Source organism: Micromonospora sp. NPDC023869, from assembly GCF_055559695.1.
This window is the reverse complement of sequence record NZ_JBVHKD010000014.1, coordinates 81,751-99,290: the sequence shown is the minus strand read 5'-3', so window position 1 is coordinate 99,290 and position 17,540 is coordinate 81,751. Positions and strand designations below refer to the sequence as shown.

Below are 17,540 nucleotides of genomic sequence, written 5' to 3'. Positions count from 1 at the left end.
GTCATGCCGGTTGTCTCCCCACCTGGTCCCGACGCACGTACACCACCACCGCGGCGACCGCGGTGACGCCCAGCCATACCGGACCGCGGGCCGACACGACCGACAGGTCCCCGACCGTCGGTGCCAGCACCACCGCCGCCCATCCCCCCGCCACCACGAGCGCGGCGTACGTGGGCTCGATCAACGAGCCGAGCGCCAGCGTCGTGACGGTCAACGCGACGCAGGCAAGCAGCCACGTCACCGGGGCACCGATCTGCGTCACCGTGCCGGCCAGGACTGCGACGGGTGCCGCCACCGCGAGCACCGTCAGCGTGCGCCACAGGACGATCCGCAGGCCGCCCTGCGGTGTCCCGGCGATCAGCTCGTGCAACGGATCGGTCCTCGGCCCATACGACAGGGCCGTCCCGACAGCGGGCAGCACCGGCGCGATCAGCAGGAGCAGCCACGACGGCACCATCGTCGAGCTGACCGCCGTACCGGTGGCGAGCGCTCCGGTCACGGCCACCGACAGCAACCAGGCCGTCCGCGCCGCGGGTCCCGCACCCGCCAACACACGTACGCGTCGCCACCTGCTCCCCCGCCGCACTCGGCCCGGTGCCGACGGCCGGTGAGTCAGGGACATCGCGACCGCCTCGACTATCAGGGCCGTGGTCGCGTCCGGTGTGATGCTCCTCCGGCAGGCTTCGCAGCGGTCGAGGTGCGCCTCCACCGACCACGCGTCGACGTCGACGAGGCGGTCTTCGGCGTACGCCGCCAGTACCTCGGCCTCGGGGTGAAAGTCGTTCACGACAACGCCTCCCGCAACTCGCGGCGGGCGCGCATCGCCCGGGTCTTCACCGTGCCTTCGGGCACCCCCAGCAGCGTCGCCGCCTCACGCACTGTCAGGCCGTCCAGCACCGTCGCCTGCAACACCGCTCGCAACTGCGGCGACAGCCGGTGCAGCGCACGTGCCAACTCCTCGTCGTACATGCCGGCCAGGACCTCGTCCTCCGCCGACGGCGACCACGCCAGCACGTCCTCGCCCGGCAACCCCGCGCTCTGCGGACGGACCGACGCGCGACGTCGCGCGTCGATCAACCGACCAGCGGCGATCGTCCACAGCCAGCCCGCCGCCGTACCGTCCCCTCGGTAGCCGGCCGCCGCCCGCCACACCGTCAGGAACGTCTCCTGCAGCACCTCCCGGACCAACTCCGGATCGCGACACCGTCTCCGCAGACGCAGCACCAACCACGACGCGTTACGCGCATACAACGCGTCGAACGCCTCGCAGTCCCCCTCGCCGACAAGGCGCAACAGCTCCTCATCGCCCACGTCCATCACGCAGGTTAGGACGCATCTGTCGGGAAAACGGTTCTCCCCACGCCGACACAGCGCGACACAGATGCGTCCCTACCGGCAGGTTCGCCCGGTCGTTGTCGCGGTCGGCGGCGGACTGCGCGGTGGACGTCCACGCACGCCCCCCGGGCCGTACCGGGCGTGTCCCGCGCCGCCGGAGCGACACGGGACACGCCACCGGGAGCAGGTGGTGTCGCAGCCGGGGTCAGGGAGTGACCGACTCGATCCGGACCGGCACGGAGTCCACCCCGACCAGACCGGAGGAGTCGAACACCTCCAGCCACACCACCCAGGTGGTGACGGTGGTCCCAGTGTTCAACAGGCCCAGCGGGGCGGTGAAACCGGAGCAGTTCTTCGGCTGCACGACGTCGTCGACCGAGCCGCCGGTGGGCACTCCGCTGCCCTGGCAGAGGATCTTCTTGACACCTCCGTCGCCGTACGCGGTCCACCGCAGGCGCATCCCGCTGATCACCCCGTCCTCGGCGTCGGTGCCGGTACCGGCGAAGGCGACCGACCGGGGAGTGCCGTCGTCAGTGGTCAGCGTCAGGGCCTGTGCCGGTGCGGTGATCGTGGCCGTCGGCGCGGTCTTCCCGGCCGGTGCCGCCACGACTACGAAGGCGCGGTGGGCGCTGACGCCGTCCGCGGTGAAGGTCACCGTGTACGACCCTGGCGTGACCGTGGCCGCCGGCAGGAGTGCCTGGTGTCCGCTCTTCTGGAACACCACGGTGTTGCCGCGCCGCACCGTCCACGACACCTGCGAGTCGGGTACCGACCCGGGCTCGTCGGGGTCGTGGGAGGTGCCGACCAGACCGACCGACTGCCCGGCGGGAAGGGTCGATCCCACCGGCGGCGAGATGACCGCTACCGTCGTCGGGCTGTCCACCACCGTCACGGTCACCGCGGCGGAGCCGGTGCGGCCGAGGCTGTCGGTGGCAGTGGCGGTGACGACGTGGGTGCCGGCCGACAGCGACGCGAAGGTCTGCGACCCCTGGGCCAGTGTCCCGTCGACGCTGCTGGTCCAGGTCAGTGGGATCTCCTTGCCGAGGAAGTCGGTCGCCGAACCCCACAGGTCCACCGTCTGCCCCACCCCGAACTGCTGGCCGGTCTTCGGGGTGCTGATGGTCACCGTCGGCTTGCCGACCTTCACTCCCAGCGCCTCGGCGACCGCGCCCAGGGCGTCGATCCGGCGTTGGCTGCCGGTCACCTTGGCGCCCAGCCCACCGACGTGGGCGGTGTCGTTGAGGATGTCCCGGACCTCGGTGGCGGTGAGGGTGGGGTCGGCGGCCAGCACCAGGGCGGCGACCCCACCCACGAACGGTGCGGCGACACTGGTACCGCAGGCGTTCGAGCGGGTCGTGTTGTTCCCCGGCGTACCGGGGTCGGCGAGGCCCCTGACGCACATCGGACCGTAGATCTCCACCGAGCGGGTGTGGTCGCTGGTGCCGTAGTTCGACCCGCCCGCCACCGCCGCGTTGTCCCGCATGCCCCCCACACACATCACGTGGGTGCTCTCGCAGGGCACGTAGAGGGTGTCGCCGTCGATGTCCACACCGTTGTTCCCGGCGGCGGCGACGATCAACGCGCCGGTGTCCCGCACGTTCTTCATCCGCCGGTCGGTCCAGGTGCGCGCGTGGGACTTGCCGAGGTCGACGTCGCGGGTGAAGCTGAGGTTGACCACGTCCGGGTGGGTCGCCTCGGCGGCCTTCTCCAGCCGGCGCAGCACCGTCCAGTAGTCGATGCCGTTGCGGACCGCGACGAGTTCCTTCACCACGGGTCCGGCCGGTCCGGCGGTGCCGTAGTCGTTGTCGACCCGGCCCATCCCGGCGAGGACGACGTCGGTGCCGTGCCACGGGCAGGGCGTACCGCCGGTGCAGTCGTTGGTGTTGGCCTTGCCCCACTCCACCGTGTGCAGCGACACCTTGTCCGGGAAGTCGGGGTTGTGGGTGAACCCGCCGTCGAGCACCAGGTACTTCACCTGCTTGGTCAGCCGGCCTTTGGACTGGAGCAGCTGCCAGGCAGGCGCGACGCCGGTGTCCATCGCGCCCCCGGCCCGCATGAACGACCAGTCGAAGACGTTGTGCTCGAAGTCGGGCGCCTCGAACACCTCACCGTCGGCGATGCCGGTCGGCTCCACCAGCCAGTCGAGGACCAGTTCGGTGCCGACCCGCCACTCGGCTGCGGCCAGTGCGAGCAGCCGCAGCGCCCGCTCGTCACCGACCCGGTACACCCCCGACTGTCGGGGCTCGGCGGCGAGCAGGTCACCGACCAACGCCGCCGGGTCGGCCCGGTCGGCGTCCACCCGGACCAGGTGGTCCTGCCCCTGGTCGTCGGGGGCGAACGAGTCGAGGACCTGGCCACCCCAGCGCGTCAGGAAGGCGTCCAACTCGGCCTGGTCGGCCATCCGCACCATCACCTCGTCGAGGACCAGCCCGGCGGGGGACCCGCTCGGACCCGCCACCACCCCGACCTCCCGGTCGGTGCCGAGCCGACCCACCGGGTCGATCGGTGACCGGGGCGCGGACAGTGCCGGGTCGACCCGGAAGGCCAGGGGCTGCGCCGAGTTGGTGCCGGAGGCCGTAGCCGGGCCGTCGGGGGTGGGCGCGGCGACGGCGTCCAGCGGGGTGGACGTGACGAGCCCACCGGCGAGTGCTGCCACCACGGCGGCGGCCAGCAGGCGGCGGACGGGTGCCCGCCGGTGGACGGAACGTGTCGGTGTCATCGGTGTCTCCTCGATGTCGGTGATGCGGTGACACCGGTAGGAGCAGCCGACGGTCGGGATGCCAACAGAAAAGTTCAGAAACTTTTCCCCTTCGCTCTAATGGAATCGTCGACGGGGGCGGGAGCAGGGATGGATACGGCGTTTCAGGACGACAGAAGCCTGGTCGAGGCGGTACGCCGAGGTGACCCGGCCGGGCTGGAGGGCGTGTACCGGCGCTACGCCGACCGGCTCCACACGTACGCCCGGGCGATGGTGCACGAACCGGAGGCCGCCTCCGACGCCCTCCACGACGCGTTCCTCGTCGCCGGCCGGCGCATGGATCAACTACGCGACCCCGACCGGCTCCGGCCCTGGCTGTACGCGATCGTGCGCAACGAGTGCCTGCGGCACCTTCGCGAGGGGGCCCGTTCCAGGCCGCTGGGCGAGACCGACGACCCGGTCGCTGACCTTCCCGACCCGGGGGCGGGTGTCAACGCCGACCAGGTGCGCGCCCTCGTCCACGCCGCCGCGGCGTCCCTCAGCCCCGGTGACCGCGAGGTGGTCCACCTGGCGATCCGCCACGACCTGTCGTCCGCCGAGATCGGCGCGGCCCTCGGCCTGCCCGCCAACCATGCCCACGCCCGCCTGTCCCGGGCCCGCTCGCAGTTGGAACGGGCGCTCGGCGCCCTGCTCGTCGCGCGCAGCGGTGCCCGGGACTGTCCGGCCTTGGGCGACCTGGTGGCGGGTTGGCAGGGCCGATTCACCCCGACCCTGCGGAAAAGGGTCGCCCGGCACGTCGACGACTGTGGGCAGTGCGGGCTGCTCCGGCGGGACCAGCTGAATCCGGCGGCGCTGCTGTCGGCCTACACGGCACCGGCGTTCCTCGTCGCCGCCGACGCGACGTGGCCGAGCCCGACCACCTCCGAGACGGCCGAGAACGGCACCGATGCGGTCTCGTCCGGGGAGACGGTGGAGGGCGTCTCCCCGGGCGATCCGGTGGGCGACGGTTCGTCCGGGGACCCTTCGGAGGGCGTCTCGCCGGAGGGTCCGTCGGGGGACGGTTCGTCCGGGAATTCGTCGGAGGACGTCTCCCCGGAGGGTCCGTCGGGGGACGGTTCCAGGGACGTGGCGGAGGACGGCTCGTCGGGGAAGGTGGCGGTGCGGTCCGGGGGGTCTGTCGGTGGGGCGGGGCAGGGCGTGGAAGCGGGCGACCACACCGCCGCCGAGACGGACGAGCCGACGGCCCGTAGCGGCGGGCCGGCCCGAGGCGGGAGGGCGGCGCGTACCGCAGGGTCTTCCGGTCGTCAGGCGTCCGCGAGGTCGCGTCGGCGACGTCGGGTGGCCGCGACCGCCCTCCTGGGGGCGCTCCTGGTCGGATCCGGTGTCTGGGCGCTGACGCCCGGTCCGCTCACCGGTGACCGGGTGACTGTCGCCGGCGTACCGGCCGACGGGCCGACGGGGACTGCCGGGGCTGCGGACCCGGCGGGCCGTCGAGGGGACGACGCCGACGGCCTCTCCGGCGGTGCACCTCCGCCCCGGCAGGACGGCGGGACCGTCGGTGCGGAACCGCCGCCCGCGCCGAGCGCGCCGCCCACCGCAGGACCGACAGCACTCCGACCGACCACGGCGCGGCCGACCACGGCGCGGCCGAGCCCGGTCCGGCCGACCACCCCCCGCCCGACGGCGCCCCGACCGTCGGCCACGGCGCGGTTGGTCGCGCCGTTCACCGTCTCGGCCGACGCGCACGTGCGCTGCGGCGCGGACAGCTACAGCCTGGTCGTCCAGGCCACCGGCAGCACCACAGTCGAGGCGGCGCAGGTGTACTGGAGGCCGGCGGGTGGCCGTACGGCGAGTCGGGCCATGACCGGACAGGGAACCTCGGCGCAGGCCACAGTGCCGCGCCTGCGGACGGAGACGGTGACGTGGTGGGTACAAGCAACCGGTGTGGACGGCCAGGCCGCTCGGACCTCGGCCACCACGGTCCCCGATCCCTGCACAAGGCCGGGCTGACCGGAGTACGCCGGCACCGGTCACCCCGGCCGCTCCCCTACTGGTGCAACAGATACTGGGGGGCACCCGCCGGCCGGCGGGTGCCCCTTCGTGAACAGGCGTGTCTGGTGACTACCGGAAGGTGACGTCACTTCTGTTGACCTTGCAGTTGGCGTCGTTCCAGCCCTCACCGAGGTAGCTGGGTTCGCTGCCCTTGGGCACACCCTTGTACTTGCCACAGATGGTGGCCGAGCCGATGACGACCACGCGGGTGATCGTCGCGGTGTCGTTCCAGTTGCTGTTGATTCCGGCGAGCATGTCGATGTCGTCGACGAGGACGTTGTCGATCCGCACGTGGCGGGTGTGCGAGGTGGAGCAGTTGCCGCAGGCGCGGTACAGCTTGCCGGTCCCCTTGAGGTAGAAGCCGGAGATGTTGACCGTGCCGTTGCCGTTGTGCTGGAAGTTCTTGTCGCTGCCGTTGCGCGCGCCACCACCGATGACGTAGGAGGTGCCGCCGTTGGTCTGCTTGAAGGTGGCGGCGTCCTCACCGATGTCGTTCCACCACACGTTGCGCAGCGTGCAGGTGCCCTCGCAGTGCACGCCGTCGCCTGCGGGCGAACCGAGGATGACGTTCTGCAGCGTGCCGCCGTTGGCGATCTTGAACATCGGGTCCTGCGACTCGCCCTGTCCACCGTCACCGATGCAGCAGTAGGTCTTCATCCCGCCGTCGAAGGTGCCGGAGACGCTGACCGTGCCCGAGATGCTCGCCGGGCCAGCCGATGACGGCCATGCGCCGGTCGGCGCGCCTGGGTTGCCGGTCGGGCCGGCCGTCGGACCGCTGGTGGGGCTGGTGGTCGGGGTCGACCCGCCGCTGGAGTACGTCTCGAACTCGGCGATCCGAGGGGTGCCGGACCCGCTGGTGATGACGAAGGAAATCTTCTTCAGCGACGTCGAGGAGAAGTTGATGGTGCTCGGGGCGCTACTGCCGCTGGCCAGGACGGTGCCCGTATCGTGGTTTCTGAGCTGCCAGCCGCTGATCGAACCACCGCCCGAGGCCTGCACGATGACGGCCGAGGACACCGTGGTGGCGCTGCCCCATTTGACCGAGACCGTGCCGGTGGAGCCGCTCGGCGACCAGTAGGTGCTGGCGTTGCCGTCGATGACGTTGCCATAGCTGGTGCCACTGGCCTTGCTGGAGCCGTCGGCGCCGGCACCGAGGCTCAGGTTCGTGGCGGCCGAGGCGTTAGGGACCTGCAGCGCCAGCGCGACGACGGCACCTGCGACCACAGTGGCACTGCCGGCCAGCCACCGCGTGGCGACTTTGCGTCTCATCGGATGTCACCTTTCAGACGTTGCTACATGGGATAGGAAAGCGCTTTCCGACAACCATAGAGAACCGTCGATAAAGAGGCAAGGGTCACATCCGATCCGTATACTTATGACGCTAGGAGTCTGATATTGACCCCAGAGCGCATCAACGGAGTCGTCGGTTGCCTGCGTCCCAGGCGCGGATGCCGTCCAAGCGCTGCCCCGGCCGTAGCGCCTGCGGAGGAAACCAGAAGATCACCACGTCGGTGTCCTCGCTCCAGCGAGCCAACCGCGCCGTGACCGTCTGGCCGCCGGCCGTGCCGTCGATGCGCGCGGCGGGACCGACGAAGTATCCGAAGGTGGGCACCGGGTCGTCCGGCAGCACCTCACCCGACGGCTCGTACCCGATCTGGTGGAAACCGGGCCGGCGGTCGGCGCCCTCGACGTCGTTGACCAGGAAATCCAGGATCAATCGACCGGTGGGGGTACGCCGGCCGGCGCCCAACCCGATCGTCACCTCGGGCGCGCGGGGCACGCTGACCGGGACGACGTAGAACACCCGCTCCTCGTCGCCGTACCAGATGCCGGTCCGCACGATCTCGCCGATCACCGGCGGGGGTGTCGCGGCGGCGGTGGGTGTCTTGTCAGTCGGTGCGGTCACCGTGGCACTGGGTGCCGGATCCGGTGGCGAGGCCGGTTCCGGGGGGCGAGGTCGGTCCCACGCGACCGCGACGCCGACGACCAGCACGATCGCGAGCACGATGGCACCGCCCTGGACCGCCCAGCGGCGACGGCGCAGCCGACGGCCATCGCGCATGATGGCCTCGACGTCGAACCGGCCCCACTCGGCGTGTTCGGTCGCCTGCATCGCCGCACGGAGGCGGTCTGCCTCGGTCATCGATCCCCTCCCCGCGTGTCCGGAAGCTCGACAAGGGTCTGGCGCAGCTTCTCCAGCGCGCGGGAACTCGTGCTCTTCACCGTGCCCACCGAGACCTCCAGCTCGCGGGCCACCTGCAGTTCCGGCAGGTCGAAGAAGTAGCGCAACACGACGATCGCCCGTTCACGAGCGGTGAGCGTGCCGAGAGCGTGCTGCAACGTCCGCCTGGCGGCGACCTCGTCCGCGACGTCATCTCGATGCCGGTGCGGGATCTCGTCGGTGGGATGCTCCCGGATCGGACGCCGCCAACCGTCCACGATGTAGTTGGTCATCACCCGTCTGGTGTAGGCGTAGGGGTCGTCGCGTCGCACTCTCGACCAGGAGGCGTACGTCCGGACCAGAGCGGCCTGCGCGGCGTCCTCGGCCTGGTGATGGTCGCCGGTCATCAGGTATGCGGCCTGTGCCAGCCGTCCCGATGCCGCCTGGACGAACTCGACGAACTCCGCGTCACCCCTGGCCATGCTGCCTCACGACGTCTCTGACGGACGGGACCGCGAAAAGGTTGAGCCGCCAGCGGATCAACTTTCCGGAAACGTCGGCCGTCCTTCTCCCACCTGCCACGACCAGCGGCAGGCACATGGACGGAGGACCATGAGCTCGTTCGACACCGGGGTGCGTACCGGCCGGATTCCGTTTCCGCCGTTGGCCGTACCGCTGATCGCCGTGCTGCTGGCCGGATGCGCCCCGACCGCCGACGCGGACGCGCGGGCCGCCGAATCCCCCGGGCCGACGGTGACCGCCGCACCGGCGGTGACCGCCGATTCCCTCGCGCAACCACCCCCGCCGCCGGTCGGCTATCCGGCGAGGGGCGACAACACGTGGGACATCGCCCACGGCGAGCCGGCCTCGGGGCGGCGGGGCGCCGGGCAGCTGCTGCGCTACCAGGTCGCGATGGAACGCGGCATCCAGGGCATTCCGCTAGCCGAGTTTGCCGACCAGGTCACCGAGGCCCTCGCCCACCCGCAGGGCTGGACCGCAGGCGGACGGTGGCAACTGCGTCGGGTCGGCCCCGGCCGCCGGCCCGACTTCACCGTCTACCTGGCCACCCCCGTCACCCGGGACGTGTTGTGCCAGGACACGCCGGACGGCTACACCTCCTGCCGCAACGGCGATCGGGTCGTCCTCAACGTGGCCCGGTGGGTCAAGGGGGCGCCCGGCTTCGGCAAGAACATCGACGGCTACCGCCAGTACGTGGTCAACCACGAGGTCGGTCACCGCCTCGGCATGGGTCACGAATTGTGCCCGGGACGTGGCCGACCGGCTCCGGTGATGCAGCAGCAGACACTGGGGTTGCACGGCTGCACGGCCAACGGCCTGCCGTACCTCGACGGCAGGCGCTACTCCGGTCCGCCGGGGGCCTACAACGATCGGATCCCGCCCCGAGACCGGGGCATGCGCAGCGGCTGAGGCCTCATGCGCCGAGGACGAGGGCGCCTACCACCGTGGCGGGTTCGGGGCGTACGGGAGGCTGCTCGCGTCGCGCTCCAACAGGGAATGGCCGGCGACCTAGGATCGCGGTGCGGGCGAAGCGCGAGGCCGGGATTTCGGCACCGGTGTGAGAGAGGTGTCAGGGTGTTCGGTCGGAAGAAGCTCAACGACCTGGTGGCGCAGCTCAGGCCCGACCTGAGTCGGGAATCGCTCGGCGTCGGGCCCGACTTCCCGGGCGTCGCGCCGAACCCGCTCCTCAGCAGAGCTGCACGGAAGCGCAATGCGGAACTGCGTACGGGGGCGCTTGCGCTCGGCGTACTCGTCGACTGGCGGGAGGTCAGCAGCGACGGCAGCCCCCGCGTGGTCCTGATGTTCGACGTGGAGACCGCCGACGGCTCCTCATTCCGCGGCATCGCAGACGAAGACCTCACGATCACCGAGCTCGCCCGACTCTCCCCAGGACAGACGATGCCCGTGCGCTACCGGCCGGCCGTCATGGACCACTACGTCGCCCTTGCCCAGGATGCGGACCCCGCCCGCGTGCAGCAGCTCGCTGACGAGAACGCGAGCCGCAAGCGGACCTGATCGCTGCCTCGGTGCCGATCAACACAAAGCGCGTGGCCAGTCAATCCGGTGAGTCCGACGACGTCGGCGTCATCTCCCGCCCGGCGACATCGGGACGAGGCCGCCCGATGGTCTCCCACTCGCCCGGGGATTGGCCGGCGCTGAGGCCGAGGCGGGCGCGTCCGCCGGAGACCAGGTCGAGCGTGGCGACATCGGCCGCGAGCAGGATCGGTTCGCGGACCACGGCGTTGGACACGTACGAGCCGAGCCCGATCGTCGACGTGACGGCCGCAGCGGCCGCGAGAGCGACAAGGGCGAGGCCGCCGAGCCAGGATGAGGCGACGAGTACGACGTCGAATCCGGCGGCCTCGCACTTGCGAGCGAGGTGCAGCCAGCTACAGATCTTGAATTGTCAGGTTCGTCCGATGTGGTCTGTGTGACGGCTTGGGGCTCGGGTAGATCCGTGGGATGAGGTATCCCGATGGAGGTGGGTTGTCCACGCGGGGGCGGGCGAAGCGTGAGGCGGTACGACGGCAGGCGGCCGGGTGGTTCGCCGAGGATGTGTCGGTGCCGGAGATCGCGCGTCGGCTGCGGTTGTCGCAGACCGCGGTGTACGGCTGGCGCAAGCGGTGGCGGGCCGGTGGTGAGCAGGCTCTGGCATCGAAAGGGCCTGGCGGGTCTCGGTGCCGTCTTGGATGATGGCCGGTTGCGGCGGCTGGCCGATGCCCTGGATGAGGGTCCGGCGGCGCACGGGTTCGGTGCCGATCAGCGGTGGACCCTGGCCCGGGTGTCAGACCTGATCGCTCGGATGTTCCGTACCCGGTACACGCTGCGCGGGACGGCGAACATCATGTACCGGTTGGGCTGGTCGGTGCAGGTCCCCACACATCGTGCGGTCGAGCGGGACGAGGCCGCGATCATCACGTGGCGGCGGGAGACGTGGCCGGCGGGAAAACGGTAGCGGCGCAGCGGCAGGCGTGGCTGGTCTTCGAGGACGAGGCCGGTCAAACGTTGCGCCCACCGAAGGCACGCACCTGGGGACGACGCGGGAACACCCCGGTGGTCCCGGTATCGGGCAAGGGCTCCGGCCGTGTCTCGATCGCCGGGCTGACCTGTTACCGACCCGGGCAGCGGTCCCGGTTGATCTACCGCACGCTCGTGCACCGGGGACGCAAGTACGAGCGACGCAGCTTCAGCGAACGCGACTACATCGCCCTGCTGGATGCCGCCCACCAGCAACTCGGCGGCCCGATCGTGTGCGTCTGGGACAACCTGAACACCCACGTCTCCGCCGCCATGCGACAGATGATCGACGCCCGGGACTGGCTAACCGTGATCCGGCTACCCGCCTACGCCCCGGACCTGAACCCGACCGAAGCAGTCTGGTCCCACCTCAAACGCAGCATCGGCAACCTCGCCGTGACCGGCGTCGACCACCTCCAAGCGATCATCCGCAACCGACTCAAGAGCATCCAGTACCGCACCGACCTACTCGACGGCTTCCTCGCTCACACCGGACTGACCCTCGAACCCGACACAACCTGATCATTCAAGATCTGTAACGGCGATGGGCGCGCTCTCAACCCAGGCGAGTCAGTACCGCTTCGAGCCTGTCGATCATTTCACTGGTCTCCTTCTCGGTGGCGGTCAACGCGGGTACCAGGGGGATGACGCCCACCGACAACGGATGCAGGAGCAGCTCCGCGTCAAGACCGAAGGCGGTGACGCGTCGGATGAACAACGGACCGGAGCCGACGAGATCGGGGCGCACCCTTATGCCCCAGAGGTGGCCTGATCCGGATACCCCGTCCACCGCAGGATTGTGGGACAGTGCCGTGACCTGGCGACAGAGTGCCACCGCGACCTGCGCCCGTTGTTGCATCAACTCCGGGGTGAGGCAGCGCCGCAAGACCGCCACCGCGCAGGCGCAGCCCACCGGGTCGCCAGCCTGAGTCGAGCCCGGTAGCCGGTGCATCGGCACCGATGACCGAATCCGATCGGCGACATGACGCTCCACGGCTACCACTGCCATTGGAGACAGCCCGCCGGTCAGGCCCTTCGCAAGAACGACGACATCGGCGGGGAAGCCGGCAGCCGCCGAGGCGACAAACTGGCCGGCACGAAACACTCCGGTGCTGACCTCGTCGGCGATGAGGAGACAGTCGTGCGCCTTCGCCAACGCTGCCAACAGGCGCAGGTAGCCCGGAGGTACATCCATCATGCCGCCGACGCACTGTATGGGCTCGACAATCACCGCGGCAAGATCAGCACCTCGTTCGGCGAAGACGTGCTCGACCCGGGTGGCGCAGGATGCGGGGTTGCTCGACCATTCGGTCGGCGACGGCAACTGCACGGTCGGCAACGCCGATGGGGCTCCGCTGCGGTATCGGGGACTGTCGTTGAGCGCCAACGGGCCCAAGGAAGCGCCGTGGTAGGCGCCGGCGAGGTAGGCGATGGTGGTGCGGCCCTGCAGGTGGGCGTCGGCCGCGGCGATGCGCAAAGCAGCGTCGACGGCTTCGCTTCCTGAGGTGGCGAAGAAGAAGACGGGGTCCATCGGAGCCAGCAGCCGCGTCAGGAGTTCGACCAGGGGACCGACGTCGGTGTGCAGGCGGCGGAGCAGTGAGGTGCCGCCGAGGCGGCGTAGGGCGTTGGCGGCGGCATCCGTGACGTCGGGTGGCGCGTAGCCGAGGCTCAGATGCCACAGTCCGGAATTTGCGTCCAGCAGGTGCCGGCCCTCTGCCGTGGTTGCCCACACGCCTCGGCCATCACGCAGCGTCACATGTAGGTCCGGCTCATACCTCCCGCCATCCACTGATGGCGCCCAGACTCGCTCGTGAGACGCGAACGTAGTCATGCGCTCACAATAGAGGATGCGAAGGTCGCTTAACTCCGTCCACAGGTGTAAGTGAGGCGTTGCGATGTCCGGTGACGAGCGGGGACCAGCCATGACCTACTGGACAGCCGTGGTGCGTAATGAGCTGCTGCGACAGCTTGCCTCGCACGATGCGGTGTCAGCCGAGACGATCACTATTGAGGTTCCCACTGCCGATCGCCGAACCGAGTTCGATTTTCGCGTCGCCTCGCCCCGCAGCCCCGCTCTGAAGATCCTGCCGTGCCCGACTGACAATGAGTTGCTCGCGTGGCTTCGGCGCAGCGCCGATGAACCGCGCGGCGAGCACTACGTCGTGGTGTACGACGAGGACACATCGACCACCCAGGCGCTGCGAGCGTGGGCCGAAGCCGCCTCCTCATCCGGACGAAGTTCCGACAACGCGATGATGTCGGCCCTCAGTCGCGAGTTGGGCAGTGATGCCGTAGGCCTCGGGCGGCGGTTTCGTCTGTGCCACCGACCCGGCCAGTGGGAGGAGCGATTCGCCCACACGGTGGCCCTTCATGTCTGCCAGGATTCGGCGTACGCCGACGCGCTGCTGGATCGGCTGGGAATAGCTGCTGCAGCCCTTGGGGGGCTGGGTGGGCGCGTGGCGCTGGGCGACCTGCGGCGGGAGTTGAACGCGGATGGAATTGCTCTGGAACCGGCCCGGGCGCTGGCAGCAGACCTGCAGGCTGACGTGCTGCGACGCGCCGATGGCACATGCTGTGTCTGTCGTCAACCGGATGTGCAGGCACGCGTGCACCTCATCAACGAGCTACCAGCCGACCATGATCCAGACAATCTCGCCGCCGTGTGCGGTTCCTGTTGGGCAACCTCCCGCCGGTCAGCCGCCGCCAGCCCGGCACTGGAGTTCGCGCAGTTGTCCCGACACCGACGCGACTGGGATTGGGAGGTGGCACAGACACGCCGCAACGCCTCCGTGGCCGGAAGGTCGCGAAGCGAGATCGCGAACCTCCACGAGGTACTACGCCGCCACCTGAGGGAGGACTTTCACTGGGACGGACCCCGGCGGGGCGAGTTCGCCCGCCTTGGTGGCCGCATGGAAGATCGCTTCTACCAGCCACACCGCGGCGAGCAGCTGACCGCCCGACCGGCCTACTACCACACCTACTGGGGCCTCGTCGGCTCGAAGATCCTGCTGCCGGATCTCTTTGCCTCGCAGGCTGAGGCTGCTGCCGTCGCTGTCGCCGACCGCCTGAGCCAGACGGGCTGGATCGGCGTCGACCTGGAGGACTATGCCGCGCCACCCCCGCTGGGCCGTCGCCGGGTACAGACGATTCGCCACACCGCCCGTGCTGCCATGATCCTTCTCGTCGCCGAACGCCATTTGGACCTGGCCGCCGAAGTGGCGTGGAACGTGCTGACCGAAGCCGAGATCAGCATCAAACACGACGGTGGATGGGGCGAGTTCCGCAACGAGCCCGAGGCGCTTTCCACCCTCTACTCCTCGATGTACGCGCAGCAACTGCTCTCGTCGGTGTGCCTTGATCCGAGCTGGGAAGGGACCGTGCCGGAGCTGCCGAGCTTCAAAGCCACCGCGACCGGGGCCGTGGCACGCACCTGGCGCTACCTCGCGCAACGGTGGCATGCAGACCGGTGGTCAATGAGCGGCATGCCGTGGATTGTCAACACCGCCGCGATCGTCGCTGATCTGGGGATCTACATGCCGGCACCCCTGGCCGCCGACGTGCACCGAGCGCTGCGGGATGCGCTCAACCCGATAGGGCGGCTGATAGAGCCGCACATCGGCGCCGACTGGGATGCGCCGGAGCCGGTACTGGCAGTCCGGGTGGCCTTCGCCGCCGCGCAATTGGCGTGCGCAGCCGATGATGAGCGTTTGGCGCGCCTACGTCGGCGGCTTCTGGGCATGAACTGGTCCGATGTGCCTTTGCGTACCATGGACGTGGGGTTCCTCAGCGTGTTGTCCACGCGCGTTGAACAGGGAGGCCGGGTACCAGTGGAGTTCGACGAAACAGACCTCGACCGGCTGGCCAAGCTGCCGGAGCAGGGATCCGAGAAAGCGGCCCTGTCGGTGCGGGTCTTCATCTCCTACGTGCGTGAGGATGTGGCAGAGGTTTCCCGGCTCGCCGACGAGCTGCGGGCCAGAGGCATCGAGGTGTGGCTTGACCGCGACAGATTGCAGGTCGGAGTGCGATGGAAGGACGCCATCAGGCAAGCGATCCGCGAGGGTGACTACTTCCTTGCGGTCTTCTCTCCCGCCTACATGCAGCGGCGCCAGACCTACATGAACGAGGAGCTGTTGGTAGCGGTGGAGGAGTTGCGTCTACGCCCTCGTCACCGCCGTTGGTTCCTCCCGGTGACACTGGGCGCTCACGTCGTGCCTGACGCGCCCATCGGACCGGGGGAGACGCTGAACGACCTTCAGCAGGTGAGTCTTATTGACGATTGGGACAACGCGATAGCCAGGCTCGCCGCCGCGATGACGCCACCTCCGTGATCGTCGCTGCTTGCTTGGCTGCGACGATGCTTGCCGACCCTGACGGGCGTGTCGGGGGCAGCGGGACAGTCCCAACCTTCCTAGACTCAGCCCGTCGGCGCGGGCCGTCCGTGTCGTAAGCCGCCACGACAGGATGACTCTGTGTCTGTTCCAGACGATATCGCCCGTGCATCACGTCCCGCGAAACTGGTCCGCGACAAGATTCCCCAGCTTGTGCGGGCGAGCGGAGAAGAGCCCATAACGTCGATCGCCGACGACACTGAGTACCGGCAACTGCTGCGCCTCAAGCTCCGCGAGGAGGTCGAGGAATTCGTAGCGTCGGACGATGTCGAGGAACTGGCCGACGTGCTCGAGGTGGTCAGAGCGTTGGTCGTCGACCTTGGTACCGAGTTTGACACGCTGGAGCAAATCCGAGATCACAAGGCGTCCAAGCGTGGCGGGTTCTCGCAGCGGATCGTCTGGTACGGAAATCGTCCCAAGCTGACCTGACGGATCGTCGCGAGCACCCGTCTGCGCCATCGTCGACACCCAGCTCGGAGGATCGAGGGGAACTGGCGCCGTTGGCCGGACTCCCGTCGCCGACGTTTAGCCTGGCTTGCGCAGCAGCGCTTGCGCGGAGTGGGGGGAGGGGGACAACAGGCGCTGTTTGTCCGCGGGGACGAGGCCAGCCCGCCGTGCGAGCGCGATGATCTCCTCCGCGCTCACCCCCTTCTGGAACGTCCCCTTCGCGGCGCTGGACCAGTAGCCGTCGTGATGCACCGGCCAGTTCGCCGCAGCCGCCCGGGTGTCGATCTCGGCCGGCGAGCGGGCAACTGCCAGCAGGTATCCGTCCGGCTTGATAAAGCGCGCCGCGTGCTGCAGCGCCTGGATGCGTTGCCAGGGATCCGGCAGCACATTGAGCACGAAGATGCTGGTCACCAGGTCGTACTGGCGGTCCGGTTCGGCGGTGGCACCAAAGCCCGGATGTGGGTCCCAGCCATCAGCGTCCAACCCTACGCCGCGATAGAAGCTCACATCGCTTCCGCGCCCACAACCATGGTCCAACACCGATTTCAGACCGAACTGCGGGCAGAGAACCTCCACAACAATCCGGGCATAGCTCGACTCGGCTCTCCTGCTCATCGCGGTCTTGTGCGGCTGATACTCCGACACAGGTTCGGGCACTATCGGCTGGGGCAGGAACGCAAACAGCGTGTCGGCTTCCTCGGCCGTCGCCGGACGCACGCTGATCGGCACGTCGAGGATGACACTTGAGTGATCGGTGAACGCGTTGCCCGAGCGTGGCGTGTGGTCAACGGAGACGTGCAGCTCCGGCGCTAGGTGGTCGGGCGCCAGGGCAAGGTCGCAGCGGAACTGGACCAACTGATCCCTCACCGTCCGCTCGACGGTGTAGCTGAACTCGGTGCCCGCGGTCGTGTCCACGAAGCAGTGCTCGGTGAGTAGCGCCCGGAACGGGGCCCTGTCTGTGGCGTTGTTGAACGTGCTCGTCCGCCCCGCCGTCAGCCCATCGCAGGGGCGAGGGGCGAGATTGAAATCCCCACACACCAGGCTGGGGCGACCCTTCTCACTGGCGAGCAGCTCATTGAGGCGTGTGAGCTGAAGTCCACGTTCGGAAGGCGAGTACGCGCTCAAGTAGGTGTTGAAGATCAGGATCCAGTCCAGCTCGATCCGCTGAACAAAGGCTTCCGGACGACTCTGCGAGGGCTTGCTCCAGCGCTCGGCCATCCAGACGTGCAAGTTGCCGTCACCGCCGACGGCGCGGAGCCCGGCCAACTCCACCGCCGGGCGGTCGACCGGTTTCCACGCCTCCTGCGCGATCAGTAGGTCCACCCCGTGCTGCTCGAGCCACGTCGACACGGCGGCGCGCACCGCGGGGTTGCCGAGGCGCTTGTTCAGGTTCACCGACGCCAATCTCACGCGCGCACTCCCT

At 69.3% G+C, this 17,540-nt stretch carries 17 protein-coding genes; 8 read left to right on the top strand and 9 right to left on the bottom strand.

The annotated features are described in order from the left end of the window. Nucleotide 1 precedes the first annotated feature (1 nt). From ACZ31C_RS28510 to ACZ31C_RS28500, 3 genes are all read right to left on the bottom strand, one after another. A complete protein-coding gene (locus ACZ31C_RS28510; protein WP_465797915.1) occupies nucleotides 2-787 on the bottom strand; it encodes a zf-HC2 domain-containing protein in 786 nt (261 codons plus the stop codon). After that, nucleotides 784-1,317, bottom strand: coding sequence for an RNA polymerase sigma factor (locus ACZ31C_RS28505; RefSeq protein ID WP_465797914.1), 534 nt, complete (start codon nucleotides 1,315-1,317; stop codon nucleotides 784-786). Before ACZ31C_RS28505 ends, ACZ31C_RS28510 begins: the two co-directional genes overlap by 4 nt. Before the next feature lie 223 nt (nucleotides 1,318-1,540). Continuing rightward, entirely contained in the window at nucleotides 1,541-4,054 is a 2,514-nt protein-coding gene (locus ACZ31C_RS28500; protein WP_465797913.1) for a S8 family peptidase, read from the bottom strand. A 129-nt stretch (nucleotides 4,055-4,183) separates the two neighbouring features. Between ACZ31C_RS28500 and ACZ31C_RS28495 the strand changes: the two genes are divergently transcribed. Further along, a complete protein-coding gene (locus ACZ31C_RS28495; protein ID WP_465797912.1) occupies nucleotides 4,184-6,043 on the top strand; it encodes an RNA polymerase sigma factor in 1,860 nt (619 codons plus the stop codon). 111 nt (nucleotides 6,044-6,154) lie between these two features. On the opposite strand, the gene ACZ31C_RS28490 is transcribed toward ACZ31C_RS28495, so the two are convergent. From ACZ31C_RS28490 to ACZ31C_RS28480, 3 genes are all read right to left on the bottom strand, one after another. Next, nucleotides 6,155-7,354 carry a pectate lyase gene (locus ACZ31C_RS28490; RefSeq protein WP_465797911.1) on the bottom strand — a complete coding sequence of 400 codons (1,200 nt, stop codon included), beginning with the start codon at nucleotides 7,352-7,354 and terminating at the stop codon, nucleotides 6,155-6,157. Between the two features lie 142 nt (nucleotides 7,355-7,496). Beyond that, nucleotides 7,497-8,228, bottom strand: coding sequence for a hypothetical protein (locus ACZ31C_RS28485; protein ID WP_465797910.1), 732 nt, complete (start codon nucleotides 8,226-8,228; stop codon nucleotides 7,497-7,499). Next, entirely contained in the window at nucleotides 8,225-8,728 is a 504-nt protein-coding gene (locus tag ACZ31C_RS28480) for a SigE family RNA polymerase sigma factor (RefSeq protein ID WP_465797909.1), read from the bottom strand. The genes ACZ31C_RS28485 and ACZ31C_RS28480 overlap by 4 nt, the downstream gene beginning before the upstream one ends. A gap of 130 nt (nucleotides 8,729-8,858) precedes the next feature. Between ACZ31C_RS28480 and ACZ31C_RS28475 the strand changes: the two genes are divergently transcribed. Both ACZ31C_RS28475 and ACZ31C_RS28470 read left to right on the top strand, forming a co-directional pair. Beyond that, nucleotides 8,859-9,674 (top strand): DUF3152 domain-containing protein, encoded by an 816-nt coding sequence (locus ACZ31C_RS28475; RefSeq protein WP_465797908.1) that lies wholly within the window; start codon nucleotides 8,859-8,861, stop codon nucleotides 9,672-9,674. 165 nt (nucleotides 9,675-9,839) lie between these two features. Beyond that, the gene (locus ACZ31C_RS28470) at nucleotides 9,840-10,280 is read left to right on the top strand and encodes a hypothetical protein (protein ID WP_465797907.1); all 441 of its coding nucleotides are present in this window, start codon (nucleotides 9,840-9,842) and stop codon (nucleotides 10,278-10,280) included. A gap of 40 nt (nucleotides 10,281-10,320) precedes the next feature. On the opposite strand, the gene ACZ31C_RS28465 is transcribed toward ACZ31C_RS28470, so the two are convergent. After that, nucleotides 10,321-10,650: an LLM class flavin-dependent oxidoreductase gene (locus tag ACZ31C_RS28465; RefSeq protein WP_465797945.1), complete on the bottom strand. Its 330-nt coding sequence runs from the start codon at nucleotides 10,648-10,650 to the stop codon at nucleotides 10,321-10,323. A 77-nt stretch (nucleotides 10,651-10,727) separates the two neighbouring features. Between ACZ31C_RS28465 and ACZ31C_RS28460 the strand changes: the two genes are divergently transcribed. From ACZ31C_RS28460 to ACZ31C_RS28450, 3 genes are all read left to right on the top strand, one after another. Beyond that, on the top strand, nucleotides 10,728-10,958 hold the full coding sequence (locus tag ACZ31C_RS28460; protein WP_465797906.1) for a helix-turn-helix domain-containing protein: 231 nt from the start codon (nucleotides 10,728-10,730) through the stop codon (nucleotides 10,956-10,958). An 88-nt stretch (nucleotides 10,959-11,046) separates the two neighbouring features. After that, nucleotides 11,047-11,220: a helix-turn-helix domain-containing protein gene (locus ACZ31C_RS28455; RefSeq protein ID WP_465797905.1), complete on the top strand. Its 174-nt coding sequence runs from the start codon at nucleotides 11,047-11,049 to the stop codon at nucleotides 11,218-11,220. Further along, on the top strand, nucleotides 11,199-11,804 hold the full coding sequence (locus ACZ31C_RS28450; protein WP_465797904.1) for a transposase: 606 nt from the start codon (nucleotides 11,199-11,201) through the stop codon (nucleotides 11,802-11,804). The genes ACZ31C_RS28455 and ACZ31C_RS28450 overlap by 22 nt, the downstream gene beginning before the upstream one ends. Before the next feature lie 34 nt (nucleotides 11,805-11,838). Here ACZ31C_RS28450 and ACZ31C_RS28445 read toward each other — a convergent pair whose 3' ends face one another. Beyond that, the gene (locus ACZ31C_RS28445) at nucleotides 11,839-13,038 is read right to left on the bottom strand and encodes an aminotransferase class III-fold pyridoxal phosphate-dependent enzyme (protein WP_465797903.1); all 1,200 of its coding nucleotides are present in this window, start codon (nucleotides 13,036-13,038) and stop codon (nucleotides 11,839-11,841) included. 166 nt (nucleotides 13,039-13,204) lie between these two features. Between ACZ31C_RS28445 and ACZ31C_RS28440 the strand changes: the two genes are divergently transcribed. Further along, nucleotides 13,205-15,610 carry a toll/interleukin-1 receptor domain-containing protein gene (locus tag ACZ31C_RS28440; RefSeq protein ID WP_465797902.1) on the top strand — a complete coding sequence of 802 codons (2,406 nt, stop codon included), beginning with the start codon at nucleotides 13,205-13,207 and terminating at the stop codon, nucleotides 15,608-15,610. Nucleotides 15,611-15,751: 141 nt separating this feature from the next. Continuing rightward, nucleotides 15,752-16,099, top strand: coding sequence for a nucleoside triphosphate pyrophosphohydrolase (locus ACZ31C_RS28435; protein ID WP_465797901.1), 348 nt, complete (start codon nucleotides 15,752-15,754; stop codon nucleotides 16,097-16,099). 96 nt (nucleotides 16,100-16,195) lie between these two features. Here the strand turns inward: ACZ31C_RS28435 and ACZ31C_RS28430 are convergent, their stop codons facing one another. Next, nucleotides 16,196-17,512, bottom strand: coding sequence for a methyltransferase domain-containing protein (locus ACZ31C_RS28430; protein ID WP_465797900.1), 1,317 nt, complete (start codon nucleotides 17,510-17,512; stop codon nucleotides 16,196-16,198). Nucleotides 17,513-17,540: the final 28 nt, after the last annotated feature.

Coding starts and splice junctions, on each gene's coding strand:
- ACZ31C_RS28505 (WP_465797914.1), bottom strand. CDS start 1,317: ATGGACGTGGGCGATGAGGAGCTGTTGCGCCTTGTCGGCGAGGGGGAC.
- ACZ31C_RS28500 (WP_465797913.1), bottom strand. CDS start 4,054: ATGACACCGACACGTTCCGTCCACCGGCGGGCACCCGTCCGCCGCCTG.
- ACZ31C_RS28495 (WP_465797912.1), top strand. CDS start 4,184: ATGGATACGGCGTTTCAGGACGACAGAAGCCTGGTCGAGGCGGTACGC.
- ACZ31C_RS28490 (WP_465797911.1), bottom strand. CDS start 7,354: ATGAGACGCAAAGTCGCCACGCGGTGGCTGGCCGGCAGTGCCACTGTG.
- ACZ31C_RS28485 (WP_465797910.1), bottom strand. CDS start 8,228: ATGACCGAGGCAGACCGCCTCCGTGCGGCGATGCAGGCGACCGAACAC.
- ACZ31C_RS28480 (WP_465797909.1), bottom strand. CDS start 8,728: ATGGCCAGGGGTGACGCGGAGTTCGTCGAGTTCGTCCAGGCGGCATCG.
- ACZ31C_RS28475 (WP_465797908.1), top strand. CDS start 8,859: ATGAGCTCGTTCGACACCGGGGTGCGTACCGGCCGGATTCCGTTTCCG.
- ACZ31C_RS28460 (WP_465797906.1), top strand. CDS start 10,728: ATGAGGTATCCCGATGGAGGTGGGTTGTCCACGCGGGGGCGGGCGAAG.
- ACZ31C_RS28440 (WP_465797902.1), top strand. CDS start 13,205: ATGACCTACTGGACAGCCGTGGTGCGTAATGAGCTGCTGCGACAGCTT.